At 59.9% G+C, this 25,838-nt stretch carries 28 protein-coding genes and 1 tRNA gene; 19 read left to right on the top strand and 10 right to left on the bottom strand.

Annotated elements, in window-relative coordinates:
- Window positions 1-24: 24 nt before the first annotated feature.
- A complete protein-coding gene (nth, locus tag RUI03_RS14525; protein ID WP_317288187.1) occupies window positions 25-678 on the bottom strand; it encodes an endonuclease III in 654 nt (217 codons plus the stop codon).
- Between the two features lie 20 nt (window positions 679-698).
- The gene (locus RUI03_RS14520; RefSeq protein WP_317288186.1) at window positions 699-1,040 is read right to left on the bottom strand and encodes a DUF2853 family protein; all 342 of its coding nucleotides are present in this window, start codon (window positions 1,038-1,040) and stop codon (window positions 699-701) included.
- A 142-nt stretch (window positions 1,041-1,182) separates the two neighbouring features.
- Here RUI03_RS14520 and RUI03_RS14515 point away from each other — a divergent pair, with 142 nt between their 5' ends.
- Window positions 1,183-1,779 carry a DUF7010 family protein gene (locus RUI03_RS14515; RefSeq protein ID WP_317288185.1) on the top strand — a complete coding sequence of 199 codons (597 nt, stop codon included), beginning with the start codon at window positions 1,183-1,185 and terminating at the stop codon, window positions 1,777-1,779.
- On the opposite strand, the gene RUI03_RS14510 is transcribed toward RUI03_RS14515, so the two are convergent.
- A complete protein-coding gene (locus RUI03_RS14510; protein ID WP_317288184.1) occupies window positions 1,776-2,405 on the bottom strand; it encodes a histidine phosphatase family protein in 630 nt (209 codons plus the stop codon). The genes RUI03_RS14515 and RUI03_RS14510 overlap by 4 nt on opposite strands.
- Window positions 2,405-3,976: a mechanosensitive ion channel family protein gene (locus tag RUI03_RS14505; RefSeq protein WP_317288183.1), complete on the bottom strand. Its 1,572-nt coding sequence runs from the start codon at window positions 3,974-3,976 to the stop codon at window positions 2,405-2,407. The genes RUI03_RS14510 and RUI03_RS14505 overlap by 1 nt, the downstream gene beginning before the upstream one ends.
- Before the next feature lie 100 nt (window positions 3,977-4,076).
- On the opposite strand from RUI03_RS14505, the gene RUI03_RS14500 reads away from it, so the two are divergent.
- The 9 genes from RUI03_RS14500 (at window position 4,077) to trmB (ending at window position 12,440) form a co-directional block, all read left to right on the top strand.
- Complete coding sequence (locus tag RUI03_RS14500; protein WP_317288182.1) at window positions 4,077-4,595, top strand: hypothetical protein; 519 nt, start codon at window positions 4,077-4,079, stop codon at window positions 4,593-4,595.
- A gap of 64 nt (window positions 4,596-4,659) precedes the next feature.
- Window positions 4,660-6,021 carry a tRNA (N6-isopentenyl adenosine(37)-C2)-methylthiotransferase MiaB gene (miaB, locus tag RUI03_RS14495; protein ID WP_317288181.1) on the top strand — a complete coding sequence of 454 codons (1,362 nt, stop codon included), beginning with the start codon at window positions 4,660-4,662 and terminating at the stop codon, window positions 6,019-6,021.
- Complete coding sequence (locus RUI03_RS14490; RefSeq protein WP_317288180.1) at window positions 6,018-6,995, top strand: PhoH family protein; 978 nt, start codon at window positions 6,018-6,020, stop codon at window positions 6,993-6,995. Before miaB ends, RUI03_RS14490 begins: the two co-directional genes overlap by 4 nt.
- Window positions 6,992-7,468 carry an rRNA maturation RNase YbeY gene (ybeY, locus tag RUI03_RS14485; RefSeq protein ID WP_317288179.1) on the top strand — a complete coding sequence of 159 codons (477 nt, stop codon included), beginning with the start codon at window positions 6,992-6,994 and terminating at the stop codon, window positions 7,466-7,468. The genes RUI03_RS14490 and ybeY overlap by 4 nt, the downstream gene beginning before the upstream one ends.
- A 14-nt stretch (window positions 7,469-7,482) precedes the next feature.
- Window positions 7,483-8,427 (top strand): hemolysin family protein, encoded by a 945-nt coding sequence (locus tag RUI03_RS14480; protein WP_317288178.1) that lies wholly within the window; start codon window positions 7,483-7,485, stop codon window positions 8,425-8,427.
- Complete coding sequence (gene lnt, locus RUI03_RS14475; RefSeq protein WP_317288177.1) at window positions 8,417-10,021, top strand: apolipoprotein N-acyltransferase; 1,605 nt, start codon at window positions 8,417-8,419, stop codon at window positions 10,019-10,021. The genes RUI03_RS14480 and lnt overlap by 11 nt, the downstream gene beginning before the upstream one ends.
- A 37-nt stretch (window positions 10,022-10,058) precedes the next feature.
- Window positions 10,059-10,505 carry a helix-turn-helix transcriptional regulator gene (locus RUI03_RS14470; RefSeq protein ID WP_317288176.1) on the top strand — a complete coding sequence of 149 codons (447 nt, stop codon included), beginning with the start codon at window positions 10,059-10,061 and terminating at the stop codon, window positions 10,503-10,505.
- Window positions 10,506-10,573: 68 nt separating this feature from the next.
- Complete coding sequence (gene metK, locus RUI03_RS14465; protein ID WP_317288175.1) at window positions 10,574-11,740, top strand: methionine adenosyltransferase; 1,167 nt, start codon at window positions 10,574-10,576, stop codon at window positions 11,738-11,740.
- A 7-nt stretch (window positions 11,741-11,747) separates the two neighbouring features.
- Entirely contained in the window at window positions 11,748-12,440 is a 693-nt protein-coding gene (gene trmB / locus RUI03_RS14460) for a tRNA (guanine(46)-N(7))-methyltransferase TrmB (RefSeq protein ID WP_317288174.1), read from the top strand.
- 3 nt (window positions 12,441-12,443) lie between these two features.
- Here the strand turns inward: trmB and RUI03_RS14455 are convergent, their stop codons facing one another.
- From RUI03_RS14455 to RUI03_RS14445, 3 genes are all read right to left on the bottom strand, one after another.
- The gene (locus RUI03_RS14455; protein WP_317288173.1) at window positions 12,444-13,013 is read right to left on the bottom strand and encodes a hypothetical protein; all 570 of its coding nucleotides are present in this window, start codon (window positions 13,011-13,013) and stop codon (window positions 12,444-12,446) included.
- A complete protein-coding gene (locus tag RUI03_RS14450; RefSeq protein WP_317288172.1) occupies window positions 13,010-13,951 on the bottom strand; it encodes a glycosyltransferase family 2 protein in 942 nt (313 codons plus the stop codon). Before RUI03_RS14450 ends, RUI03_RS14455 begins: the two co-directional genes overlap by 4 nt.
- 110 nt (window positions 13,952-14,061) lie before the next feature.
- A complete protein-coding gene (locus tag RUI03_RS14445) occupies window positions 14,062-14,328 on the bottom strand; it encodes a Rho termination factor N-terminal domain-containing protein (RefSeq protein WP_317288171.1) in 267 nt (88 codons plus the stop codon).
- A 139-nt stretch (window positions 14,329-14,467) separates the two neighbouring features.
- Between RUI03_RS14445 and lysM the strand changes: the two genes are divergently transcribed.
- The 9 genes from lysM to RUI03_RS14400 all read left to right on the top strand — a co-directional run bounded on the left by lysM (window position 14,468) and on the right by RUI03_RS14400 (window position 22,403).
- The gene (gene lysM, locus RUI03_RS14440) at window positions 14,468-14,905 is read left to right on the top strand and encodes a peptidoglycan-binding protein LysM (protein WP_317288170.1); all 438 of its coding nucleotides are present in this window, start codon (window positions 14,468-14,470) and stop codon (window positions 14,903-14,905) included.
- A gap of 127 nt (window positions 14,906-15,032) precedes the next feature.
- Entirely contained in the window at window positions 15,033-15,599 is a 567-nt protein-coding gene (gene rimP / locus RUI03_RS14435; RefSeq protein WP_317288169.1) for a ribosome maturation factor RimP, read from the top strand.
- Window positions 15,600-15,897: 298 nt separating this feature from the next.
- Window positions 15,898-16,215 carry a hypothetical protein gene (locus tag RUI03_RS14430; RefSeq protein ID WP_317288168.1) on the top strand — a complete coding sequence of 106 codons (318 nt, stop codon included), beginning with the start codon at window positions 15,898-15,900 and terminating at the stop codon, window positions 16,213-16,215.
- 42 nt (window positions 16,216-16,257) lie between these two features.
- Window positions 16,258-16,650: a hypothetical protein gene (locus RUI03_RS14425; RefSeq protein WP_317288167.1), complete on the top strand. Its 393-nt coding sequence runs from the start codon at window positions 16,258-16,260 to the stop codon at window positions 16,648-16,650.
- A gap of 64 nt (window positions 16,651-16,714) precedes the next feature.
- Complete coding sequence (nusA, locus tag RUI03_RS14420; protein WP_317288166.1) at window positions 16,715-18,286, top strand: transcription termination factor NusA; 1,572 nt, start codon at window positions 16,715-16,717, stop codon at window positions 18,284-18,286.
- A 20-nt stretch (window positions 18,287-18,306) separates the two neighbouring features.
- Window positions 18,307-18,933, top strand: coding sequence for a DUF448 domain-containing protein (locus RUI03_RS14415; protein ID WP_317288165.1), 627 nt, complete (start codon window positions 18,307-18,309; stop codon window positions 18,931-18,933).
- Between the two features lie 165 nt (window positions 18,934-19,098).
- Window positions 19,099-21,756: a translation initiation factor IF-2 gene (gene infB, locus RUI03_RS14410; RefSeq protein ID WP_317288164.1), complete on the top strand. Its 2,658-nt coding sequence runs from the start codon at window positions 19,099-19,101 to the stop codon at window positions 21,754-21,756.
- Between the two features lie 74 nt (window positions 21,757-21,830).
- Entirely contained in the window at window positions 21,831-22,235 is a 405-nt protein-coding gene (locus tag RUI03_RS14405; protein WP_317288163.1) for a DUF4174 domain-containing protein, read from the top strand.
- Window positions 22,236-22,327: 92 nt separating this feature from the next.
- A tRNA-Thr gene (locus tag RUI03_RS14400) sits at window positions 22,328-22,403 on the top strand.
- Between the two features lie 202 nt (window positions 22,404-22,605).
- On the opposite strand, the gene RUI03_RS14395 is transcribed toward RUI03_RS14400, so the two are convergent.
- The 3 genes from RUI03_RS14395 to RUI03_RS14385 all read right to left on the bottom strand — a co-directional run bounded on the left by RUI03_RS14395 (window position 22,606) and on the right by RUI03_RS14385 (window position 25,807).
- Window positions 22,606-23,553, bottom strand: coding sequence for an acyltransferase family protein (locus RUI03_RS14395; RefSeq protein WP_317288162.1), 948 nt, complete (start codon window positions 23,551-23,553; stop codon window positions 22,606-22,608).
- A 176-nt stretch (window positions 23,554-23,729) separates the two neighbouring features.
- Window positions 23,730-24,869, bottom strand: a complete 1,140-nt coding sequence (locus tag RUI03_RS14390) for a histidinol-phosphate transaminase (protein WP_317288161.1) — start codon at window positions 24,867-24,869, stop codon at window positions 23,730-23,732.
- A complete protein-coding gene (locus RUI03_RS14385; protein ID WP_317288160.1) occupies window positions 24,866-25,807 on the bottom strand; it encodes a sulfite exporter TauE/SafE family protein in 942 nt (313 codons plus the stop codon). Before RUI03_RS14385 ends, RUI03_RS14390 begins: the two co-directional genes overlap by 4 nt.
- Window positions 25,808-25,838 lie beyond the last annotated feature (31 nt).

Raw genomic sequence — 25,838 nt, 5'->3', positions numbered from 1 at the left:
TAGCCCGGTTTCATCCAGCCGTCATCAGGCGGGCGACAGCGTTTTGTCCTTGAAGCCGCAAAGGTCGCTGACCTCACATCGCCAGCATTCCGGCTTGCGCGCCTTGCACACATAGCGCCCGTGCAGGATCAGCCAGTGATGGGCGTCGCGCAGATACTCAGGCGGTGTCACCTTGGCGAGACGGTCAGACACCGCCTCTGGCGTCTTGCCGATAGCGAGACCCGTCCGGTTGGAGACCCGAAAGATATGGGTGTCGACGGCGATGGTGCACTGACCGAAGGCCACATTGCACACGACATCCGCTGTCTTGCGCCCGACGCCGGGCAGGGTCTGCAGCGCGTCGCGATCGGCTGGCACCTCGCCACCGAAGTCGTCGATCAGTTTCTGGGACAGCGCGACCACGTTCTTGGCCTTGTTGCGCCACAGGCCGATGGTCCTGATGTAGTCGGCGACACCGGCCTCCCCCAGGGCAACGAACTGGGCGGGTGTATTGGCCACGGCGAAAAGCGGGCCCGTCGCCTTGTTCACGGAAACATCGGTCGCCTGCGCAGACAGCGCCACCGCCACGAGTAGCGTGAAAGGGGAGCTGTAGTTGAGCTCTGTCTCCGGCTCAGGCATCGCCTCATGGAAACGGCGATAGAGCTCAGCAATATTGGCGCGGGTCATGGGTCTGGGCATGGGCCCCGCGCCTATGGCGTTCAGCCGATCTTGCCAAGCGTATTGGTTGATTTGGCCAGCAGATAATAGAATGGCACGCGGTGCTTGTTGCTGCCGTCGCCAGCCATCATCACGCAGACCTCGTTGATCGCGGCCATGATTTGATCATCGGAATGACCGGCATCGAGGCCGAGCGTCTTCTTGGCAAAGCCGTCACGAATGCGTTCAAGCTCTGATGTGTCAGAGCATGAGACCAGAGAGCTGTCGCGGTTTTGCAGCGCGATGCCCAGCTTGTTGGCAATCTTCCGCACCGTGTCAGCATTTGCGTCGGCGTCGTATTTTTGGACCTTGGCAAGATATTCTGCGTGTTTGTCCTCGGCCATGGATCTCTCCTTTTCCTGTCGAATTAGCATATCTAACCGCTGTTTGCCGCTCAGGGCAAAACCTTCCGGCCACGACCTTGTCCCGACATTGACATCCATTCGACTTGATGGTTTGTAGTTCAAACCTATTGGGGAATTAGGAATGGAATCGATCACTACCCTGCAACAGGCATTGCGACAGGCTCAACTGGCACAATATGGCCGCCTGCGCGGCGGTTTTCCGGTCCTTCTCGGGGGCGCTGTCTACTGGGCGGCAGTGGGCGGTATGTTCTGGGCTGTCCGGTCCGGCCTCATGGAGGAGGGGTGGGCCTATTTCCTCACCCTGTTTGGCACAGGCGCGATTTTTCCCATGGCGCTCGGCTTCGCTAAGATATCCGGGATCAATTTCATGAAGGACCGGTCGCCGGTCGGCAGTGTGCTCTTCCCGGCTTTCGTCGCGATGCTGCTGTTCTGGCCCATGCTGCTGGGCGCCATCCACACCGGGGCCAACAGCATGGTTCTGTTGATCCTCGCGATCGGGCTGAGCCTGCATTTCCCGGTGATCGGCTGGTCCTATGGCCGATCGCTGCTGTTCTGTGCCTATGCAGTGATCCGGGCGATCTGCGTCTATCTTGCCTGGTATCTGTGGCCGGAGCAGCAACAGCTTTATGTGCCGGCCATCGTCTGCGCCAGCTATCTCATCATGGCGCTCATCGTCTTCGTGGATTCAGGCCGGGTCCGCTCGGCGTCGCCCCACTAGCGGCTGGCCATGGGCAGGCCCGGATAAGGCCCCTCTCCAGCGACAAAATGCTCGGCCGAGCAGGTCTCGCCCACCTGAATGCGGAAAATCACGTCATTATGCTGGCGCACCCGGAGCACTTCGGACGCGCTCAGCCCGAGCAGCTGCAGCGCCAATGCCCGGTTCAAAAGACCGTGGGAGAGCACCGCAATCGTCGATGCCTCTGCGGCCAGAATGGCCTCCAGCGCCGGCGCACAGCGGTCAATCATGTCATCGTAATTCTCAGCCGCCGGCGGGCGGTAGCCGTAGCGGTCCTTCTCCCACGCCATCCATTCGTCCGGCCAATGCGTGCTTAAATCGTCGTAAAGCGTGCCTGACCAGTCACCGCAGTGCCATTCCATCAGGCGGTCATCCACGGTGACCGGGGCGTCTACGTGACGGCGCACATGATCGAGCGTCTGCTGCACCCGCCCCAGAGGAGAAGCAAAGATGTGCTCAATCCCCTGCTCGGCAAGGAACTGCCCGGACTGCTCAGCGTGCAGGTGACCTTCCTCGGTCAGGGGGCTGTCCATCTGCCCCTGCATGCGCTTTTCGGTGTTCCATTCGGTCCGGCCGTGGCGGACGAGGTAGATTGTCTTCTCCGCCATCAATCCTCAGCCGATGCTGATGACAGCCGCCTGAAATCCACATCCGATGACCGGATGTGCAGATCGCGCTGCGGGAACGGAATTTCGATGTTGTGATCATGCAGGGCATGCCACAGACGCATCATGACCTGGGACTTCACATTGGCGATGCCATTGGGCGGATCGTTGATCCAGAACCGCAGGCTGAAATCGACCGAGCTGTCGCCAAAGCCGACAAGGTTGCAGACCGGTCCGGGCTTCTCGAGCACGCGCTCAACCCCCTCGGCTGCCTCCACCGCGAGTTTCTGGACCAGTTCCAGATCCCGCTGATTGTAGGTGACGCCGAAATCAGCCTTCACCCGCACCGCCCGGTCGTCATGCGACCAGTTGACCACGCCTTCGTCGATGAAGACCGAGTTTGGTACCAGATGCGCGGTGCCATCGCGCGTGCGGATCGCCACATAGCGGCTCTTCATTTCCGTAATCCAGCCATAGACGCCGTCCACCTCAACCGTGTCGCCCGGCTTGATGGATTTGTCGGCCAGCAGGGTGAAGCCGGCGAGGAAGTTCGAGATGATTTTCTGGAGACCCAGACCGATCCCGAGGCCGACGGCGCCGGAAAAGACCGCGAGGCTGGCAAGGTTGAAGCCGATCATGTTCAGCGCGAACACCAGCGCGATGACGGGCATCACGAAGTTCAGCACCTTTGCCAGCAGCGCCTTGAAGGAGGGGTTCAGCTCATCAACGTTCTGGATCTGCCGGTTGATGATCCCTGCAGCCAATGACGCGATCCAGAAGAAGATGGCAAAGATGATCGCCGCGCGGACGACATCCAGCGCAGAAAGCGTCACGGCATCGCCGGCCGCATTTTCTCCCAGCGGAATGGACGCGGCCTTCAGGCTGGCAGCGACGTCATCAAGGACGCCGAAGGCATCGAGCGCCGCGATTGGCCACGCCACGTAAAACGCAACCTTGGACCAGAACGGCGAGCGGATGACGAGGGTGACGAGCCGGATGACAATGGCAGCCGTCAGCAGGCTCTGCACCGCGGAGATGACGGCATTGGACTGCCCCATCCCGGCCAGGATGCCAGAGAACAGCGACAGGGTGAGCCATAGCGCGATCAGTGTGGCCACCGTCGCAAACGCATCCGAAGCACGGCGCAAAATGCCAGGCGGCATCCGCTGCCGCAGGTGGCGGTTGATCAGGCGCTTCAGCTTTGGCCCGAAGATCAGCGCGGGCACAAAGGCGGCGACGATCAGGGCGAGCTGGATGCCCATATTGACGGTCAGGACGTGCTCCTGAATCCACAGCCAGATATCGAGACCGCGCTGCTTCAGGCTGTCCATGGCAAAGATGTCGGCCAGGCCGGACGGTGAGTCCTCCCCGACGACCGGCGGTACATCAGCCGGTGCATCGGGCGGCGTCGCGCCGTCGAGGGACTGGTCGATCGGCTGCGCCTCTTCCATCGGGGCCTGCTGGACCGCCGCCTGCTGGCCCAATGCCCGCTCCGCTGCATCGCGCGGCACTTCGATCACCGTTCCATTGGCTTCGATACGGACGGTGTCGGTAGAGGCGGGCTGATTTTGCATGAGGCTCATTTATCGGTCGCGGCATTTGTCACATAAGGGAATTTGCGCAGAGGGCAAAAGAAGACGTCCGCGCCATCGCGACCCGCCCCCGGAGAAAGCCTTGTCCCATTCCCTGACCCCCGACTGTGACCAATGCGCGGCCCTATGCTGCGTGGCGCTGGCCATCGACAAGGGACAGAAGTTTTCCTTCGACAAGGCCGCCGGCACGCCCTGCCAGCATCTGGACCACCACCGCTGTAGCATCCATGACGTTTTGACGTCGAAAGGGTGTTCAGGCTGCGTTGATTATCAGTGCGATGGCGCCGGACAACGGGTCATTCAGGAGCTGTTTGAGGGCAGGAGCTGGCAGGAGGATTCCGCCCTCCTGACGCCCATGATGCGCGCCTTTGCGGATGTCCGCGCCGTGCATGCCCAGCTGGTCCTGCTGCGCGAGGCACGGAAGCTTTCCCTCTCCCCGGCCGAGGAAACAAGGGCCACGACGCTCGAGGAAGCACTAAACCATACCGTACGGTATGCGCCAGAACGGCGTGGTGAAGCCATTCGGGCACTGGTGGACGAGGTCGCAGTTTTTCTGCGCACGCTGGCGCCGCTGGTTCGCCAACGAACCCGCTCGGCATAGCGGGCTGGCGATCTTCAATCGGCCGATGACAAGAACCGCTTTGTTCGTCTAAGGCCCCAGAACAATGTCAGAAAACACAACCACCACCGCGGTCAAACGGGTCTTCGTCAAGACTTGGGGCTGTCAGATGAACGTCTACGATTCAGAGCGCATGACCGGGCTTTTGAAGCCGCTCGGCTATGCGCCGACGGACGTGGTCGATGACGCCGATCTGGTCATTCTGAACACCTGCCACATTCGCGAGAAAGCGGCGGAGAAAGTCTATTCTGAGCTCGGGCGCCTCAAACCCCTGAAAGAAGAGCGCGGCATGCAGATCGCCGTGGCTGGCTGTGTTGCGCAGGCCGAGGGCGCGGAGATCACCGCCCGTGCGCCGCAGGTGGATATCGTGTTTGGGCCCCAGAGCTATCACAAGCTGCCCGAAATGATCGCCCGCGCCGCCCGCGACAAGGGCGAGGTGCTGGAAACCCATTTTGACGTTGAAGAGAAGTTCGACGCGCTGGCGGCGCACCGCGAAGCCGATGGCTACACGGCGTTCGTGACGGTGCAGGAGGGATGCGACAAGTTCTGCACCTTCTGTGTCGTCCCTTACACCCGCGGCGCGGAAGTTTCCCGACATGTGGACATGATCACCGCCGAAGTGCGCCAGCTGGCCGCGCAAGGGGTGCGTGAGATCACGCTGCTCGGCCAGAACGTCAATGCGTGGCAGTCACCAGCCCCCGCGGGCACCAGCGGCGACGCATGGGGCCTTGGCCAACTCTGCCGCCACCTGGCGCGCGTCGACGGCATCGACCGGATCCGCTTCACCACCTCCCACCCGCGGGACATGGACGATGAGCTGATCGCTGCCTTTGGTGAGGAAGAAAAGCTGATGCCCTATCTGCACCTCCCCGTGCAGGCCGGGTCAGATCGCATCCTGAAGGCCATGAACCGCGGCCACACGGCAGAAAGCTATATTCGCACGATCGAGATAATCCGCGCCGCACGGCCGGACATTGCCATCTCAGGCGACATGATTGTCGGCTTCCCCGGTGAGGATGATGCGGCGTTCGAGGACACCATGGCCCTGGTGCGGGAGATCAATTACGCCAGCTGCTTCTCGTTCAAATATTCCCGCCGTCCGGGGACGCCAGGCGCGACCATGGCCAAGCAGGTGGCAGAGGACGTCAAGAATGAGCGCCTGCAGCGCCTGCAGGCCCTGCTCGAAGACCAGAAACAGGCATTCAACGCCGCACAAGTGGGCCGGACCCTGCCCGTCCTGTTTGAAAAACATGGTCGGCAGGCTGGCCAGCTGATCGGCCGGTCACCATATCTGCAGTCTGTCTTCGCGGTCGGTGACCCGGCCCTGTTGGGGCAGATCGTCGATGTGCGCATTGACGGCACAATGACGAACAGCCTGGCGGGTTCGCTGGCAAGGGATGCAGCTTGACGACCGAAACACTGACCTTTGAGGACAATGCCCGCTTTGTCGAGCTGTGCGGTCCTCATGACACCCATCTGATGCTGCTGGAGCAACGCCTTGGTGTTGAGCTCCTGCCCCGCGGCAACACCATTACCCTGAAAGGTCCGGAGGGCGCGCGCGAGGAAGCCCGCGCCGCCCTGACTGCGCTCTATCAGCGCCTTCAGAAGGGACTGGAGCTCAGCCTGCCTGACGTTGAGGCGGCGCTGCGCCTGCTGGGCGAGGGAGAAGCGGATGCAGAGACCGGCAAACCCGCGCCCAAAGACCTGACCCTGACGCTGCCGCGCCGGTCGATTACGCCGCGCACCCCGGCCCAAGCCCATTACATGAATGCCCTGCGCGAGAACGAGCTGGTCTTCGGTGTTGGCCCTGCAGGGACGGGGAAAACCTATCTGGCGGTCGCGCACGGCATATCCATGCTGTTGCGTGGTGAAGTCGAGCGGCTGATCCTCTCCCGCCCGGCCGTCGAAGCAGGTGAGCGGATTGGCTTCCTGCCCGGCGACATGAAGGAGAAGGTCGACCCCTATCTGCGCCCGCTCTACGACGCCCTTTATGACGTTGTGCATGCCGACCTGGTGGACAAGCGGATCGAGAAGAACGAGATCGAGATCGCCCCGCTCGCCTTCATGCGCGGCCGGACGCTCGCGCGAGCCTATGTGATCCTCGATGAAGCGCAGAATGCGTCGATCGCCCAGATGAAGATGTTCCTGACCCGTCTTGGCGAAGGATCACGCATGGTCATCACCGGCGACCCCAGCCAGACCGACCTGCCCAATCCGTCCGAATCCGGCCTTGCCGATGCGCTGGGCCTTCTGACCAACATTGAGGGCGTGGCCGTTACCCGGTTCACCGGGGATGATGTGGTGCGCCATCGTCTGGTGCGTGATATCGTCAAGGCCTATGATGATCGCGCCGCCAGACGGGCAGCCCCGCGCCAGGCATGATCTGTTTCGATATCGAAATTGCCGATGAGCGGTGGGCATCATGTCCGGTGGAGGAGGTGACGGCCAATGTGGCGCGCATCCTTTCTGGTGCCCTGTCCGTTGAAGCCTCTTATGGTGACGTCTCCGCGCTGTTCACCAATGACAGCGAAGTGCACGGCCTGAATCTGGAATGGCGCGGCAAGGACAAGCCCACGAATGTCCTGTCTTTTCCCGCCGATGATTTTCCTGTCGGCGAAGGAGAGACGCCGCCACTGGGCGATCTGGCGCTGGCCTATGAGACCTGCGCACGGGAAGCGGCGGAAAAAAACATCCCCTTTGCCCACCATTTAACGCATCTTGTCCTGCATGGTGTTTTACATTTACTCGGCTATGATCACATAGACGAGGAAGAGGCGGAGGAGATGGAAACACTCGAAATCCGCCTCCTTTCGCAATTGGACATCGCCGACCCCTATTCAGACGGGTCGGCGTGACAGAGGAGAAGGCAATGCCCGACGGCGCCGCGCCGTCTATCAGCCCCGCACCCGCGGGGCAGACTCAGACACCAGACACAAAACGAGGGCTGCTCGCCCTGTTGGCGCGCAGACGTCAGCGAAGCGACAACCACGACACCATGATGCAACACGCAACGACCGGAAACGGCGGCACCCTGTCGCTGCCCGAGCGAGACATGATCGATCGCATTATCGCGTTCGACAAAAAACGCGTGGACGACGTGGCCATTCCGCGAGCCGATATTATCGGCGTGGACTTCGACGTTGCCCTCAACGATCTTCTCAAATGTTTTTCTGAAGCCAACCATTCCCGCCTGCCCGTCTATCGCGGTGATCTCGATGATCCCGTCGGCATGGTGCACATCAAGGATGTGGTGGGCGTCCTCGCTGACCCTGAGGCGCAGGCGGCGCGAGAGGGACGGCCCGTTCTCGAAGGCCTGATCCGTCAGATCCTCTATGTGCCGCCGTCCATGCCGGTGACAGACCTTTTGTTGCGCATGCAGGTCAGCCGCGTCCACATGGCGCTCGTCATTGACGAATATGGCGGCACGGATGGCCTGGTTACAATCGAGGACCTGATCGAACTGATCGTCGGCGATATCCGTGATGAGCACGATATGGGCGACAGCTACGACCTCAAGCAGATGGGCGACCAGCGCTGGGATGCCGATGCCCGAACCCCGCTGGAAGATCTGGCTGGTGAAATTGGTATCGACCTGCGACTTGAAGACCATGATGCCGAGACGCTCGGCGGCCTTGTGGCCTCTCTGGCAGGCCGTGTGCCTTTGCGAGGCGAGGTCATTTCGCATCCGGATGGACATGATTTCGAGGTTCGGGATGCCGATCCCCGACGCATCCGGCGCATTCTGATCCGTCTGGCCAGCATTGGCGACGCCGCCCCGGCTGAACCCGTCCCTGCGGATCCCCGTGACGAGTGATCGGGGACCTCTGTCTCTGATCAACCGTTCTGCCCGGCATATCGGGCAGCTGCAAAGTTGGCAGCGCTATCTGACGGCTTTCGGTTTTGGCGCGCTGACGGCAACGGCGCTGGCACCGCTCTACATCTTGCCGGCCCTCTTTGTGGGCATGTCGTGCCTGATCTGGCTGATGGACAGTACGCGGTCAGGACGACGGCCCCACTGGGCCGCCTTTGTCACCGGCACGGCGTTCGGGTTTGGATATTTCCTGTTCAGCCTGCGTTGGCTCGCGAATGCATTTCTGGTGCAGGCCGACGCGTTTGGCTGGATGATCCCAATCGCCATCCCGTTGCTGACGGCCTTTCTAGGCCTCTTCTTCGGTCTGGCCCTCTTGGCAGCGTCGCCGTTATGGCGTTTCAACCTGTCACGGGTGTTTCTGCTGCCGCTCACCATCAGTCTGTTTGAATACGCTCGCGGTCACATTCTGACGGGATTTCCTTGGAATCTGATCGGCCAAAGCTTTGCCGGGACCGCCCTGACGGCGCAATTGGCCGCTTGGATCGGGCCTTACGGCCTCAGCCTCGTGGTCCTGATCATTGCAAGTCTGCCAGCCGTCGCGTTCAGCCGCGCCCATGTAAACCTGAAACCGTTGGCCGGTGCGGTTGGTGGCGTCATCGCCCTCCTGGGTTTCGGCGCCATCAGGCTGGCGACGGCCGCCAATGAGCTGACGGATGTCGACGTCGTCATCGTTCAGCCCAACGTGCCGCAGATCGACAAATTTGATCCGGACAAGCGCGATGCCATCTTCCAGCGCACCGTCCGCCTGACCCAAGATGCTGCCAGCCTGGAGCGTACAACCTATGCGGTATGGCCGGAGAATGCAGAGCCTTATCTGGCGCAAGCTATTGACGCATCAAGATATTTTGGCTCGGCACTACCAACCGGTACGACCCTGATTGCGGGGACATTCCGATATTATCGCGATGAGACTGAGACGATCCGGTATGGCAACAGTGCCGTGGTGTTCGGAGAGACGGTGGAGGGTGAAAAGCCGCTGCTCGCCATATATGATAAGCATCATCTGGTTCCGTTCGGCGAATACTTGCCCCTGAAGGGCCTTCTGACAGCCCTTGGGTTGTCGCAGCTTGCCCCGGTAGACGATGGTTTCACGCCAGGAATTGGGCCTCGGACGCTGTCGATCGGTCCTCACCCCTTCGCGCCGCTCATCTGTTATGAAGATGTGTTTCCGCGCCAGCTCTATCCATCGGACCAGCGTCCCGAATGGCTGGTGGTGATGACCAATGACGCATGGTTTGGAGACAATGCCGGGCCTCGCCAACATCTTGATATTTCTCGCCTTCGCGCGATTGAGAGCGGCCTGCCGATGGCGCGGTCGGCCAATACCGGTATTTCCGCGCTGATCGACCCTTATGGCCGGATTGTTGAGTCACTCCCGCTATACGAAGCTGGGGCAATCACAAAAACTTTGCCTCGTTCAATCAGCAGGACACCCTATGACCGGTTGGGCAGCATACCCTATATTGGCCTTCTCGCCCTGGTTGTATTATTATGTTGGTTTACCGGCTTGCGCCGCAGTGAAAATCGCATCTACTAAACCCAAGTTTTTGCGATGCAGTGATTTGAGGTTTTGAATGGCTGAAAAGCTCAATAAACGGGCACCACACCCCATGGACATCCATGTGGGAAGTCGCGTCCGGCTGCGCCGCATGATGAAGGGGATCAGTCAGGACAAGCTGGGCGAAGAACTTGGCCTGACATTTCAACAGGTCCAGAAATATGAGAAAGGCGTCAACCGTATTGGCGCGAGCCGCCTGTTCGACATCGCTCGTATTCTCGACGTGCCGGTGCAGTTTTTCTACGACGATTTCGGCGATTCCGCGACAAACATGATTGGCTTGGCCGAGAAGGGTGCGCCTGAATATCAGGACGAACGTGCCGACTTCCTTGCCATGCTCGCGACCCCCGAAGGCATGCAGCTATGTCGTGCATTCAGCCGAATTGAAGACCCTCAGGTGCGGCGCCGGGTGCTCGATCTGGTGCGGACGCTTTCCGACGGACTTGATAACGAAGAAAACTAGTTCGACCACTTGTATTGGGTCCAAGCGCAGGACATAAAGCTTTCCTTATATGTTCTGAGAGGGCACCCATGTCGGCCAATTCCTATCTGTTTACATCTGAATCGGTATCCGAAGGCCATCCTGACAAGGTCTCGGATCAGATTTCCGATGCAATCGTCGATCTCTTCCTGAGCCGTGACCCGCAGGCGCGCGTTGCTGTGGAAACGCTGACGACGACCAACAAGGTTGTGTTGGCGGGCGAAACACGCTGCGCAGAAACCGTCTCGCACGAAGAAATGATCGAGACAGCGCGCAAGGTGATTCGCCAGATCGGTTACGAGCAGGAAGGCTTCCATTGGAAAAACGCCGATATTGACTGTTACGTCCATGGCCAGTCCGCTGAAATCGCCCAAGGTGTCGACGCCAGCGGTAACAAGGACGAAGGTGCCGGCGATCAGGGCCTGATGTTCGGTTTTGCTACCGATGAGACGCCTGAGCTGATGCCGGCGCCAATCGCCTATTCTCACCGGATCGTGAAGGCACTGGCCGATGCCCGCCATGCCGGGACACGTCCTGAGTTCCAGCCCGACGCCAAGAGCCAGGTTACATTGCGCTATGACAATGGTCGCCCTGTGGCGGCCACCTCGGTCGTTGTCTCGACCCAGCACAAAGCGGGCCTGAGCCAAGACGATGTTCGCGCCCTCGTTCGTCCGTTTGTTGAGGATATCCTGCCCGAAGGGTGGATGCCGGCTGAAGACGAACTTTACGTGAACCCCACAGGTGCGTTCGTCATCGGTGGACCAGATGGCGATGCCGGCCTGACGGGTCGGAAGATCATTGTCGACACCTATGGCGGCGCAGCGCCCCATGGCGGCGGAGCGTTCTCAGGCAAGGATCCGACAAAAGTCGACCGGTCCGCGGCCTATGCCTGCCGCTATCTGGCCAAGAACGTTGTGGCTGCCGGTCTGGCGCGCAAATGCCTGATCCAGGTGTCCTACGCGATCGGGATCTCCAAGCCGCTGTCCGTCTATGTGGACCTGACCGACAGTGAAGTGGATCCGGCCAAGCTGGAAAACGTGCTGCGTGAGGTCATGGATCTGACGCCGAGGGGCATCCGGACACATCTTGGTCTGAACCGCCCAATCTACCAGCAGACAGCCGCCTATGGTCATTTCGGTCGCGAACCGGGTGCCGATGGCAGCTTCCCTTGGGAGAAAACGGACCTTGCAGACCAGCTGAAAAGCGCATTTGCCTGAGGCCCTTATGACGTCGCCCGAATGGACCGATGACCGCGTTTATGGCCGTCGCCAGGACAAACCGCTTCGGACGCGTCATTCCAATCTAATGAGCGATCTGCTGCCGCAGGTCGCCGTTACCCCTGACACGGTTAAGAGCATTGTCGCCGCCCATCAGGGCGATGTTTGGCTGGAGGTCGGCTTTGGCGGCGGGGAACACCTCGCCTGGCATGCCGCCCAGAACCCCGACGTGCTGATGATAGGCGCTGAGCCCTTCATCAATGGCGTGGCAAAGCTCCTTGCGCTGATTGATGAGTACGATCTCAAGAATGTCCGGGTCTGCCATGGCGATGTGCGCCCCTTGATGGCGGCCATTCCCGACCGGCGCCTGTCCCGGATGTTCGTGCTGCACCCGGACCCCTGGCCCAAATCGCGGCATTTCAAACGGCGGATGATTTCCGCGCCTTTCCTTGCCCATGCTGCGCGATTGCTACAGACCGGCAGTGAATTGCGCGTGGCGTCGGATATTCCCGATTATGTGCGATGGACGCTGATGCGTGTGCAGATTCACAACAGATGGAACAAGGATTTTCAGTGGACGGCCAACCGCAAAGCGGACTGGACCAATCGGCCCGAAGACTGGCCCCAGACCCGCTATGAAAAAAAGGCCATTCGTGAGGGGCGGCCCCCGGCCTATCTCAAATTTGCCCGTTGTGGCTGAGCATTATGCCCGGACCAGAATACGTGCTGGAACGCCGACGGCCGTCGCGCCAACGGGCACATCCTTGATCACCACCGCGTTTGCCCCGATCGTCGCGCCCTCACCCACAGTGACGCCGCCGATGATGACAGCGCCGACGCCTATGTCGACAAGATTGCCGATCTTCGGGCGCAGGTGTTCGCCGTCCACCTTCTTGATGCCAAAGGTCGTGTTCTGACGGATGGTGACATCGTCGCCAATGCTTTCCGCGATCAGGATCATGCCGCCGAAATGTTCAAGGCGTACGCGACGGCCGACTTTCACCGTATAGGGAAGATCGATGCCGCAGGTCACTTGCGTCCATTTGGCCATGAAGCGGTAGAAAAGGGTTCCAAGAATACGGAAGCCCTTGGGCAGACCCATACGCCAATTGCCAAAGCGATGGGTGTAAAGCGCCCAGAATCCCTGGCTCCTGATGCCCAGCTCCTGAGTGCGGGCATCTTCCTTGACGAGGTCCCAGAACTTGATGCCGGGCGGGTTTGCGTTGGTTGACCCCATCGCAGGCGCGGGCAGATTCTCGTTCGGTTCGCTCATGACGCCGCGCGCTTTCTGGCCGCCTCGAGACCCGCAATATCACGGTCGACCGAAGACAGGCCCTGTCCTTTAAGGAGGGATTTCAGGCCCCCGGCCCGCTTGCCCCAGGCCCAGGCGCGATCCGCCTTGTCGGCAAAGGCGGCGCCGTGGTTCTTCTCGAAATAATAGCGGCGACTGTCGTACCAATAGTCCGGGGCCGTGCCAGCGCTCTGTTTGCCATCCTTCATGTCCGTGGACTGACCGACCAGATGGATCGCGTGGGCCGAGGGGACGTACCAGATCTCAAACCCGGCTTTGATGATGGCGCGCTGGAAATCCACTTCTTCAAAATAGAGGAAGTATTTCTCGTCCATCAGTCCAACCTTCTCCAGCGCCTCAGCCGTCAGCAGCATGGACGCACCGCAGACCCAATCGGTTTTGTGCGCCTCGTCCTGCGGCGGACGCGCGACCCTTTTGGAGGCGAAAAGACGGTTGAAAATCCCCAGCTTTGCGGCGCTGGCGAACTCACTTTCCAGCGACATGAACCGGAAGGCCGAGCTTTGGATATGTCCATCGAGCCCTTCCAGTCGTGAGCCGACAAGGCCTGCTTTGGGATGCTCCGCCATGAAGGCGAGCAGGGCCTTGAGACAGCCGGGCCGCGGATAGGCGTCAGGATTGAGGAGATAATAATGGTCGTAGCCGCCGTCGGCGATGGCTTGGTCAAAACCGCGATTATTGCCGTAAGAGAAGCCACCATTGCGCGGAGCGCCGATGACCGTGACGTCATCCATTCCCGTGGTGCCTTCGGTCAGGAGAGCCGCGTCACCATTCGGTGACAGGTTATCGACAATGTAGAGATGGCTGCCGGGCACTGTGGCCAGCTCCTCACGGATCTGGATCAGATGATCCAGGATCAGCTTGCCCGTGCCGTAATTCACAATGATGGCAGCAATGGTCATGGTCGGTCTTCGCGTTTCGATACTGGATGTGTCGGTAGACGGCCGGGATGACAGGCGCAATCACCCTACAGCCTTGCCGCGCCACATCCTTCAGGTGCGAAGCCTAACCCCTAATGATTACGCAAAGCTTTGATCAATTCCTCTTTGGTCATTGACGACCGGCCTTCAATGTCGAGCTCCTGAGCGCGATCGTAGAGGTCGTCTTTCGTCCAGTCCTCATAGGCTTGGGCGTGGCCGCCCTTTTCGGAGGGATGCATGTCCTTGCTCGCCTGGGCATTGGCGATGCGCGCCGCCTTTTCCTTGCTCGTGCCATCCTCGCGCAGAGCTTCATAGGTCTCGGTGTCTTTGATTGACGGGCCGTGATCGGTGTTGGCCATGGTTTAGGTCCATCTGCTGTCGGCGAAATTGCCTTGCCAGGAACCCGGATCGGGCAAGGGCTGTTCCGCCCTGTCACGGGAACGAATGTCGCAGCGGGCGGTTTTCTTTCCATCATCATCAAAAGATCGGAGATCGACCATGGGCCTGTTCAATTTTGTAAAAGAAGCGGGTGCCCGAGTAGCCGACGCCATGACGCCGGACAGTCTCTTCCCGACCTTCGAGAAGGCGCGCGAAAAGAAGCCCGACACCGGGAATGTCACTGCCGAGAAGAACGGCGACCGTGTCATCCTCAAAGGCAAGGTCAAGGACCGCGAAGCGGAAGAGAAGATCGTCATCGCCGCGGGCAACCACAAGGGCGTGTCGGAGGTGGAAAGCCAGCTGGAGGTCGAGGACGACCAGGCTGACGCCTCGACCTTTTATGAGGTCAAATCCGGCGACACCCTGTCCAAGATTGCCGAGGACCATTACGGCAATGCGTCGAAATATCTCGTCATCTTCGAAGCGAACCAGCCAATGCTGGAGGACCCCGACAAGATCTATCCTGGGCAGGTCCTGCGTATTCCACCCCTTGGCTAACCTTACGAAAAGAGGGGCTGACAAGCCCTTCTCGCTGGTCTAAGGATAAAGCATAGCATTTCGGTTCGGATCGAAAGCGGCCCCCACCAGGGCCGCTTTTTTCGTAGCCCGAACCTGTTGGGTGACCATGACTCCGATTGAAGAACAATTGCGTGACCTGCTTGAACCTGTCGTGGAGACGACCGGGTATGAGCTGATCCGCCTGCGCATTACCGGCTCCCGCGACCAAACCCTGCAGATCATGGCCGAGACAGCGGACGGCACCATGACAGCGGAGGATTGCGCCAAGCTGTCCAAGGCGATCAGCGTGGTGATGGACGATGCCGACCCGATCTCTGACCGCTATACGCTGGAGGTCTCCTCCCCCGGTATCGATCGGCCCCTGACCCGGCTGAAGGATTTTGAGCGCTGGGATGGTTTCGCTGCCAAACTGGAACTGAACCAGGAGGTCGAAGGCCAGAAACGGTTCAAGGGTGTCCTTGCGGGCATAGAAGAAAACGACGTCCTGATCGATCTTGATGGCGAGGAAGAAACCGCGCTGGTCCCGTTCTCCATGATCAAGGCAGCCAAGCTTGTGCTGACCGATGATCTGATCACGGAAAGCCTTCGCCGCGCCAAAGCGGGCCTGAAGGAAGGTGATGCACAGTGGAGCGAGAATGCAGACGGTCCCAAAGGCGGGAACAAACCGTCATGAGGGCTTCTGATGTATTTGGGCAGCAAAAGTCCTCTGTCATATTCGCGTCAGTTTCAAGCTTCTTGATGGTGGGCTGCGGAGAAATTGACTCCTGCCTCGATGATGGCGGCGCTTGGGTCGAGTCTGAGAAACGTTGTTATTGTACGTATACGCAGCGTGGAGAATACGCTGATGTCAAAACACCAAATCAAATAGCGTGGGACAATTGGTGTATCTCAGGAACCACTACTGACGAAATGAAGACAAAAAGCGGGCCGGCGCCTTTTGAAAATCGGGCCGGGGGCCTGGGAAGGTAGCAATGCCGAGTGTGATTTCTGATGTGCGCGATTTCGTTGCCGACCGTCCGTGGGGCGCCCGCGACATCGCGCGCTTGAACGGCACCAGCGTCCGCCTTCACTGGACCGACCAGCCCTATAAATGGCACATCAATGACGGATGCGAAGTCTTTGTCGTCCTCGATGGCAAGGTTGAAATGAAGTACAAGGAGAATGGCGAGACCAGGAGCGTCGTTCTCAATACCACGGACATGTTTGTTGCCGATAATGGCGATGAGCATGTCGCCCACCCCATTGGCCCTGCGCGTATTCTCGTGATCGAGCGCGAAGGGTCCGTCTAGTCGAACCATGACCATGCGCACTGCAACCACATTGAGCGTCAGATGATCTCACTCAACATGCTATCGAGTGTTCTGTTGTCCTGCAGTTTTCCGATCGGCGTGGCCGGTACGGCCCCTGAAGGCAATTTTGAGCCGTTCTACCCGGATGAGAGCAAAGAAACCTTCCGCCTGTGGATTGAGACGGCCCGTGCCGAGAAAATCGACGAGCAGAAGGGCAACCTTCCGCTCATCGTCATGGTCGGGGAAGATCAGATCACCTTCGTCACGCCCTATGAAGAGGCAAAGTACCCCATGTTCTGGACGATCTTTGCCGAGAACAATGACACGTCCAAGCCGATGCATGCCATTCGCAGCATTCATCACAAACCGGGGCCTGTCCGCAGCTACCAGTATACCGGCACCTGCCGGATGATCGACGATCCGGAATCGGATTGATCGAACCGAATTGAAACATGGGGGCATTCGCCCCAACCCACACCAGTGAAACGGGAGTGATAAAATGGCCGTTACCGCCAACAAGATTGAACTGATGCAGATCGCGGACGCGGTCGCCCGTGAAAAGTCGATCGACAAGATGGTCGTCATCGAGGCGATGGAAGACGCGCTGTCTCGCGCCGCCCGCTCACGCTACGGTGCTGAGACGAATGTCCGTGCCGAGATCGATCCGCGCACTGGCGAAACCCGTCTGTGGCGCTTGATGGAAGTGGTTGAGGTCGTCGAGAACGAAGCCTCGGAAATCGCGCTGAAAGACGCTCTCAAGCAGAACCCGGAAGCCGAGATCGGCGCGTTCCTGTCCGATCCGCTGCCGCCGGTTGATTTTGGCCGCGTTGCCGCCCTCGCCGCCAAACAGGTCATCACGCAGAAAGTGCGCGATGCCGAGCGGGAAAATCAGTACAACGAGTTCAAGGATCGTGAGAAGGAAATCATCTCCGGCCTCATCAAGCGCATCGAATATGGCCACGTCATTGTCGACCTGGGCAAGGGTGAAGCGGTCATCCGCCGCGACCAGCAGATCCCGCGCGAGCCCCTGCGCCAGGGCGAACGTGTCCGCGCCTATATTGCTGAAGTACGCCGTGAGCCCCGTGGCCCGCAGATTTTCCTTTCCCGTACCCATCCGCAATTCATGGCCCGCCTGTTCGAACAGGAAGTCCCGGAAGTCTATGACGGCGTGATCGAGATCAAGGCCGTTGCCCGCGACCCGGGCAGTCGCGCCAAGATCGGCGTCTATTCCAATGACAGCTCGATCGACCCTGTCGGCGCCTGCGTCGGTATGCGCGGCAGCCGCGTTCAGGCCGTCGTCGGGGAGCTTGGCGGGGAGAAGATCGACATCGTGCCGTGGTCGGAAGACACCGCGACCTTTGTCGTCAACGCCCTTGCCCCGGCCGAAGTCGCCAAGGTCGTCCTCGACGAAGAGCTTGAGCGCATTGAAGTCGTCGTTCCCGATGACCAGCTGTCCCTCGCCATTGGTCGCCGCGGCCAGAATGTCCGTCTCGCCAGCCAGCTCAGCGGCTATGAGATCGACATCATGACCGAGGAAGAAGAGAGCGCGAAACGCCAAAAAGAATATGCCGAGCGTTCCGGCCTGTTCATGAAGGTGCTCGATGTCGACGACATGATCGCCAACCTCCTTGTCTCCGAAGGCTTCGCCCGGGTTGAAGAGATCGCCTATGTGGACCTTGAAGAAATCGCCGAGATCGAAGGGTTCGATGAGGAAACGGCCGAAGAACTGCAGGCCCGCGCCTTGGATTGGCTCGAGCGTGAGCGGGCGGACCTCGACAAGCAGCGCGTTGAGATGGGCGTCTCTGACGATCTTCTGGAAGTCGAAGGCCTTGATCTGAAAATGATCGTGGCCCTGGCCAAGGAAGGCATCCTGAACATGGAAGACCTTGCAGGCTGCGTGGCGGACGACATGACCGGCTGGACCGAGCGCGTTGACGGCGAGAAGAAGCACTATGAGGGCATGCTGGAGAAATTCCGCATCAAGCCTGACACCGCCGAGCACATCATCGCCCAGGCCCGCCGCAATGTCGGCTGGGACACCGATGAGGAAGAAGAAGGCGTGGAGGCGTAAAAGCCTCCCCTGCTGTCAACATGCCCAAGCCTCGCCATAACGATCGAAAATGCATCGCCAGTGGCGAGGCGCTGGCCCCCGGTGCCCATGCGATCCGCTTTGTGCGGACGCCTGACGGGCATCTGATGGCCGACCTGTCCGAAAAATTACCCGGTCGCGGGGCATGGCTGTCTGCCGATGCCGCGTTGCTGGAAAAGGCCATTGCGCGCGGTCAGTTCTCTCGCGCCTTCAAGGCAGCGACCCCGCTGCCTGACGATACGGATCCGAAATCATTCAGCATCGACCTGGGTGACAGGCTGCTGACCCGGGTGCTGAATGCGCTCGGCCTGGCCCGTGGCGCCGGGCAGGTGGTGTCCGGCTATGACACTGTGATTCAGAAGCGGTCCAAACTCATCGCCTATATCACACCGGCCGATGCAGCACCTGATGGCATGAGGAAAGTCAAACAACGCCTTGAGCCCGACCGCCCCGTGCCCCATATCGAACTTGGTACGAATAGTGGGACCCTTAGTCAGGCATTGGGCGAATTTGGTGTCGTTCATGTCGGGCTATTGCCAGGCAAAGCGGCCAATGCCGCCCTGTTTGAAGCGCAGCGTTGGATGGCCTATATAGCCGCCATAGCGCCTAATCGGCATCATCCCTCGTAAAAAGCCCTTCGCCCCCGTGGACCTTGGGGGCCTTGGACGGTATGGGACCATCCTCGCCTCGGCTGGATGTGGTAGATCATATGGATGTGCACCCGCCGAACCCGTCCCTGACGGGCTGGTGCAGAGATAGAATTTTGGGCTGAACCGTCAGTCCGTTGGAGAAATATGAGCGACGATACGCAGGAAAACAACTCGGGCGAGCGACGTCCGCTGACCCTCCGCAAAACGGAGAAGGGCGCGGTCAAACAGAGCTTCCCTCACGGCCGGACGAAAACGGTGGTGGTGGAGAAGAAGCGTCGTGTCCGCGCGCCGGGCGAAGCCGCACCGGCATCGGCGCCAGCGGCTGAAAAGCCCGCTGCCGCCAAGGCAGAAGCAAAACCGACCAAATCGGCAACGAACGAGCGTAAGCCACAGGAACGCGCCGCGCCTGACCGCGCAGCCGCTGGCCGTGGTCGACCCAAGGTTCTTCGCCAGCTGTCTGCGGCGGAGCAAAAGGCCCGCGTGGCCGTGCTCGCCAAGCACAAGAAAGACGCTGAAGAGCGCGCCAAACGCGAAGCGTCCGAGAAGGCAGAGCGCGAGCAGCGCGAAGCCGAAGAACGCGCCAAGCTGGAGGCTTCCCGCAAGGCTCAGCAGGAAGAAGAAGAAAAACGCGCTCGCGAAGCTGAGGCCCGCCAGCAGGCGGAAGAAGCCGCTCGCGCAACGCTGGAAAAAGAAGCCAGCGAACGCAAGCAGCGCCAGGCCGCTCGCGGCAAGACTGATGAGCCCGACCTGCCGGTCGAAGAAGACAGTCGCCGCGCTGGTCGCGAAGATCGCAAGTTCGACAAGGATGACGACAATCCGCTGTCCGCCCTCGGGGGCCGGATCAAGCAGAAGCGCTCCGTTGCCGGCAAGGAAGACGCCAAGAGCAAAGAGGCGCCCAAGCGCCGCACTGGCCGCCTGACCATTGCGAAAGCACTGGAAGACGATGACCGTCAGCGCTCCCTCGCCTCGGTTCGCCGGGCTCGCGAGAAGGAAAAGGCTGCGCGCTCGAAACGTCAGTCTGACACCGGCCAACAGCGCCGCGAAGTCACCATTCCTGACGTCATCACAGTGCAGGAATTGGCTCAACGGATGGCCGTGCGCTCAACCGACCTGATCCGCGCGCTCATGAAGCAAGGCAATATGGTCACCGCCAATGCCTCGCTCGATGCCGACACGGCACAATTGGTGGCAGAAGATCTGGGCCATACCGTCAAGCGGGTGTCTGAATCCGACGTGGTGGAAGGGCTGATCATGCCCGATGCCCCGGACGCAAAAATGCAGCCGCGGCCCCCTGTCGTGACCATTATGGGTCACGTGGACCACGGCAAGACATCACTTCTGGACGCATTGCGGGAGGCCAATGTGGTCTCTGGTGAAGCGGGCGGGATCACCCAGCATATTGGCGCCTATCAGATCGTGGCCCCGGACGGGAACAAGATCACCTTCCTCGATACGCCAGGCCACGCTGCCTTCACAGCCATGCGGGCGCGCGGTGCCACCGTCACGGATATTGTCGTGATCGTGGTGGCCGCAGATGACGGTGTGATGCCGCAGACGATCGAGTCCATCAACCACGCTCGTGCGGCCGGTGTGCCAATCATCGTGGCGGTCAACAAGATCGATAAGCCAGGCGTCGACCCGCAGAAGGTCAAGGCCGAGCTCCTGCAATATGAGATCCAGGTCGAAAGCATGGGCGGCGAAGTGCAGGACGTTGAAGTCTCTGCGCTGAAGAAGATCAATCTTGATGGTCTTCTCGAAGCTATCGCGCTTCAGGCTGAACTCCTTGAGCTCAAAGGGAACGAAGACCGCCAGCCTTACGGTACGGTCGTCGAAGCCAAGCTCGACAAGGGTCGCGGCACGGTCGCCACTGTCCTGATCCAGGGCGGTACGCTGAAACGCGGTGACATCCTCGTTGCTGGTGGTGAGTGGGGCAAGGTTCGCGCCCTGATCGACGACAAGGGTCAACAGACCCAGACGGCGCTGCCAGCCCAACCGGTTGAAGTGTTGGGTCTGAACGGTGTGCCTGAGCCCGGTGACCAGTTTGCGGTCGTTGAGCATGAGGCCCGCGCTCGTGAAGTCGCGGAATACCGCCAGCGGATGAAGCGCGAGAAAGCCAATGCGGCCACGTCGGGCACATCGCTCGAGCAGATGATGGCGCAGCTGCAGGATGCCGAGATCAAGGACCTGCCACTGGTCATCAAGGCCGACGTTCAGGGCTCCGTCGAGGCGATCGTTGGCGCCCTCAACAAGATGTCGAACAGCGAAGTGCGCGTTCGCGTCCTGCACACAGGCGTTGGCGCGATTTCCGAGAGCGATGTCATCCTTGCCGAGGCCAGCAAGGCCCCGGTCATCGGTTTCAACGTGCGGGCCAACAAGGGCGCGCGGGATGAAGGCGATCGGTCCGGCGTTGAAATCCGCTATTACTCGGTCATCTACGATCTGATCGACGACATTCGCGGCACGCTGACAGGGATGCTGGATCCGGAACTGCGCGAAACATTCCTCGGCAATGCCGAAATTCTGGAGGTCTTCAACATCTCCAAATTCGGCAAGGTTGCAGGCTGTCGCGTTTCCGAGGGCCAGGTCAAACGCGGCTCCAAGGTCCGCCTGCTGCGCGACAACGTCGTGATCCACGAGGGCGAGCTGAGCCAGCTCAAGCGCTTCAAGGACGATGTCTCTGAAGTGCCTGCGGGTCAGGAATGCGGCATGAGCTTCGCGAACTATGACGACCTGAAAGCCGGCGATGTGATCGAATGTTTCGATGTCGAACGCGTCCAGCGGTCGCTGGATAGCGTGGCCTAATCGCCGTGCGTACGGAACGAAAAAGATGGGGCGCAGTTGTTTCGGCAACTGCGCTTTTTTCTTGGAATGCTGCCATGGCTTGGGACGGTCTCGAAACGTTTGAATGGGAACGCCGTCTGGTGGTCTACGGTACGACCAGCGACGCCATTGAGCCGCTTGAGAAACTCCTGCGGCAAGACACACAGATCCATCGCAGCGGCTTTGCCGAACGCGATATCGTGACCGTCATGGTCCACGGCACCGATGACGAATTGACGGACTATGCTGACCCCAAGACGCCGCATCGTCGCCTGACGCCGACCGAGCGCTCGCAGGTCCTCGACCTCCTCGGCACGGCGGATGCTGATTTCGTGATCGTTCTGATCGGCCTCGACGGGACTGAAAAGGGACGCTGGACCGACGTGATCAGCACCGAAGACATTTTCGAGCTGGTCGATGCCATGCCGATGCGGCAGCAGGAGCTGCGCCGCGCGCAGTAGACGTCAGAGGCCGTATCCAAATTGGCGACGGCAGCATATTGCCAGTCCGGCGCTCATCCGCTATGGGCGCCGTCTGTCCACGACAGGTCAGGGCCGCTTTAGCTCAGTTGGTAGAGCACATCATTCGTAATGATGGGGTCAGGTGTTCGAGTCACCTAAGCGGCACCATTTTATTCTTCATCTTCGCAGGATCATCAGCGGCACGTCGATCTCAACTCCTGCCGCAGCCTATCTGTTCGGTAGCGCATTGGTCGGTGCCGGCGCACTTCGCCGGAAGAAGAAATCTTCGTAACGCATTATGGTTGAAGACGCTTGATACGGTGCGGGCCTTGAAGGTCCGCACTTTTTTATGCGACCGACACCGATGGACTTACAACAGCCATTTGCGGATCACGGAAAGCTTCACCATTCCCCAGGCGACAACGGTGCTGAGGGCGATCGTGACGACCGTTGCCGCGGTCGCGGTCATGGCATCGTTGATCCCCATTCCCACCAGGAGCAGGGGATGAATGAAATAGATGCCATTGGCGAGCAGCGAGGTTTCTTTGCCGAAGCGCCCCTCAATCTTGATCTGTTTCGCCATCAAAAAGATCGCCGGCGCGGCCAGACCGACACTGATGTAATTGTCGACAGCGGCGGTTTCTGGCGCCGTCCAGTAGATTAGCCCGCTTTCCACGAGTAACAGGACAAGACCACACGCGGTGAGCCAGATCGCCTGCTGCATGTTGATGAGCCCGTCCCAGTCATGTCGGCGAATGAGATAGCCGCAAGCCAGCAGCGGATAGGCGAGAAACAGGAAATTACGGTGCGCGCCGAATTTATCGGCCACCGTTCCCGCCAGGCCGCCCACCAGGTCATAAATGCCAGCATACTGAATGGCGACGCCGACCAGAAACAGAAAGAGGGCCGAAACCGCCACGAACCGCGAACCCCACCGCCTGGTCAGCACAAGCAGAAGCCCGGCACACAAAAGGCCGATCACATACCAGAGGTGCAACCACCCGATGGCAACGAAATAGACCGCCTTCCCCATCGACCCGGCCTGGGACATCCACATCGGCGCATAGATTGCCATCCAGATCACATAAAGGCTGAGGATCCGAACAAACCACCGACGTCGGGCCTCGGGGTCATCAATGATGGCCGCCAGAAAATATCCGTTGATCAGGAGAAAGATGGGGACGGCAATGCGAAACAGGCCGTTCACCGTCAACCATGATGAAACCGGTGAGACATCAATGAACACCTGACCGTGGATCCCGACCACCATCAGCGCCAGTATGAGTTTCAGCCGATCAAGTGCGATATTGCGGATCAAGATGCGTTGCCCCCGGACACCATGACCCAACCGACAGCCTGCTTCAGGCCGTCGCGGGGTGTCACTGCAATCTATAGATCAGAATTGTCTTTCGATCATATAAAAGCCCCGCGGTTGAGGGCAGCAACCGCGGGGCAGGCTCAGCCAGAACAGGTCTTCCCGGCGAGCCGGTCCTCTCACCCCTCCAAAGCGTAAGGCAGCGCCGCAACATAGCGTTTGACGTCTTCCAGATAGCCGCAGCTGACGCGCGAATAGTTGTGGAAGTCCCCGTATTTGCCGCGGATCAGGACGCCCTTTTCCCGCATCCGGTCACGGAAGACGTTGGCGTCCATACCGGTGTCCACGAAGACGAAGGATGTCTGGGACGGCAGCGGCTTGAGGCCGGCGGCTTTCGTCCCCTCCATGATCATTTCCCGTGCGGTCTGGATTTTCGATTTCGAGAACCCGAGAAACTCATTGTCGTCATAGCTGGCGATGGCGGCGGCAATGCCGGCAACGTTGGGTGACGTAATCAGGGAGTTCTGGATTGCAGCGATCGCTTCGGGCTGGCCGATCGCATAGCCGATCCGCAAGCCCGCCATGCCGTAGATCTTCGAGAAGGTTCGGCAGACGATGACGTCGTGGCCCTCGCGCACCAGATCCATCATGCTGATCGCCTCAGGGTCATCGGCAATTTCGATATAGGCCTCATCCACGAGGACATTGGCCTTTTTACTGGCGGCGAGAACGAAGGCGCGCAGAGCTGCCGGATCGAGAACGTGGCCGGTCGGGTTGTTCGGGTTCACCAGTTGCACATGGCTGACATCGTCCGTCACCAACGGCAGCATCGCGTCGAGGTCGATTTCAAGCGCGGCCGTCATGGGCGACCGCTTCAGCGTGGTCAGGCCATGAGCCTCGATATATTTCGCGGTCGTGTCCCAATAAAGGTCAGGACCCAGAATATTACCCTTCTGGCCGTAAAGAAGGCCCATCACGGTCAGCAGTTCATAAGAGCCACTGCCAATAACGACCTGCTCTGGCGCAACGCCGTGACGCTCTGCGATCATATCGGTCAGATAGCCGATTGATTTGCCCTGATAATAGCAGCCCTGACCGGCGGCCTCCGCCAAGGCTTTCAGTGCCTTGGGGCTGGGACCATAGGGGTTCTCGTTGAAAATGAGATGCGCATCTTTTGGATCCGGACCGTAGACGGATTTCTTCTTCGGCGGCGTCTCGAACTCGCGCGCAAAGGCACCGGCGCCAATGCCTGATGCAGCGAGAGAAGCGCCCGACAGGGCACCGCCCAGAAGAAGTCGGCGGGACAGATCAAAGGTCATGGCACAGATCTTTCTGTTGAAGACGCGGGAACGGCCGTCAGACGCGTCGCGGGAGTATTGGGGTCGCTTTTGGCAATGCGGGGGACATCATCCGGTGCCGGATGGCTCCACGGTGCGACATCCTTCAGCATCAGGAGGGAGGTAAATACCAGATAGGCGCCAAAGACACGTTTGAGCGTAATGGGCGGCAAGCGGTGCGCCAGCGCTGCACCGATAGGCGCTGTCAGCGTCGATGTGCTGGCAATCGCGACGAGCCCGATCAGATTGACATAGCCAAGAGACCCGGGCGGCAGGGCGGCGTCATTCCAGCCCATGATGATGAAGCCGATGGCGCCGGGAATGGCGATAATCGCGCCAAACCCCGCAGCGGTCGCAATAGCCTGGTGAATCGGTCGTCCGCACAAGGTCATTGTCAGCACAGCAATCGTGCCGCCACCAATCCCCAGAAGCGCGGAGAAACCGCCCAGAATGACTGCAAGTCCGATGAGCGCCACGCCGGATGGCATATGATCGCTGATCTGCAATTTGCCCAGGAGACGCGGGAATAAAAAGTGGATCGACAGCAGGAAGACCCCGATCCCGAACACGGTGACCAACGTTGCGCCCTTCACCTGGGCCGCAAAGATCAGGCCGGCGATGACGCCGACGATAATCCACGGCGCCCAGCTGCGCAGCACTGTGAAGTCGACGGCACCCCGCTTTGCATGGGCGTGAACGGATCTGAGCGACGTGAGAATGATCGTCGCGAGGGACGTCCCGATCGCCATATGAACAGTGAGCGAAGGATCAAAATCCAGAAGGCCGAAGACGGCTATCAGCGCAGGGACGACAATAAAGCCGCCGCCAATGCCGAACAGACCCGCCGCGATACCGGCAACCGCCCCGGCTGCAAGCATGGCCACGACCAGCGTTACCATTTCGGGGGTAAAGGCGTCCATTACTGGCGCACCCAACCGAAGCGATGGGGGG

The sequence above is a fragment of the Parvularcula sp. LCG005 genome (assembly GCF_032930845.1).
Lineage (GTDB): Bacteria > Pseudomonadota > Alphaproteobacteria > Caulobacterales > Parvularculaceae > Parvularcula.
Note: the sequence above shows the minus strand (reverse complement) of the source record. Positions and strands in the feature narration are given on the sequence as shown.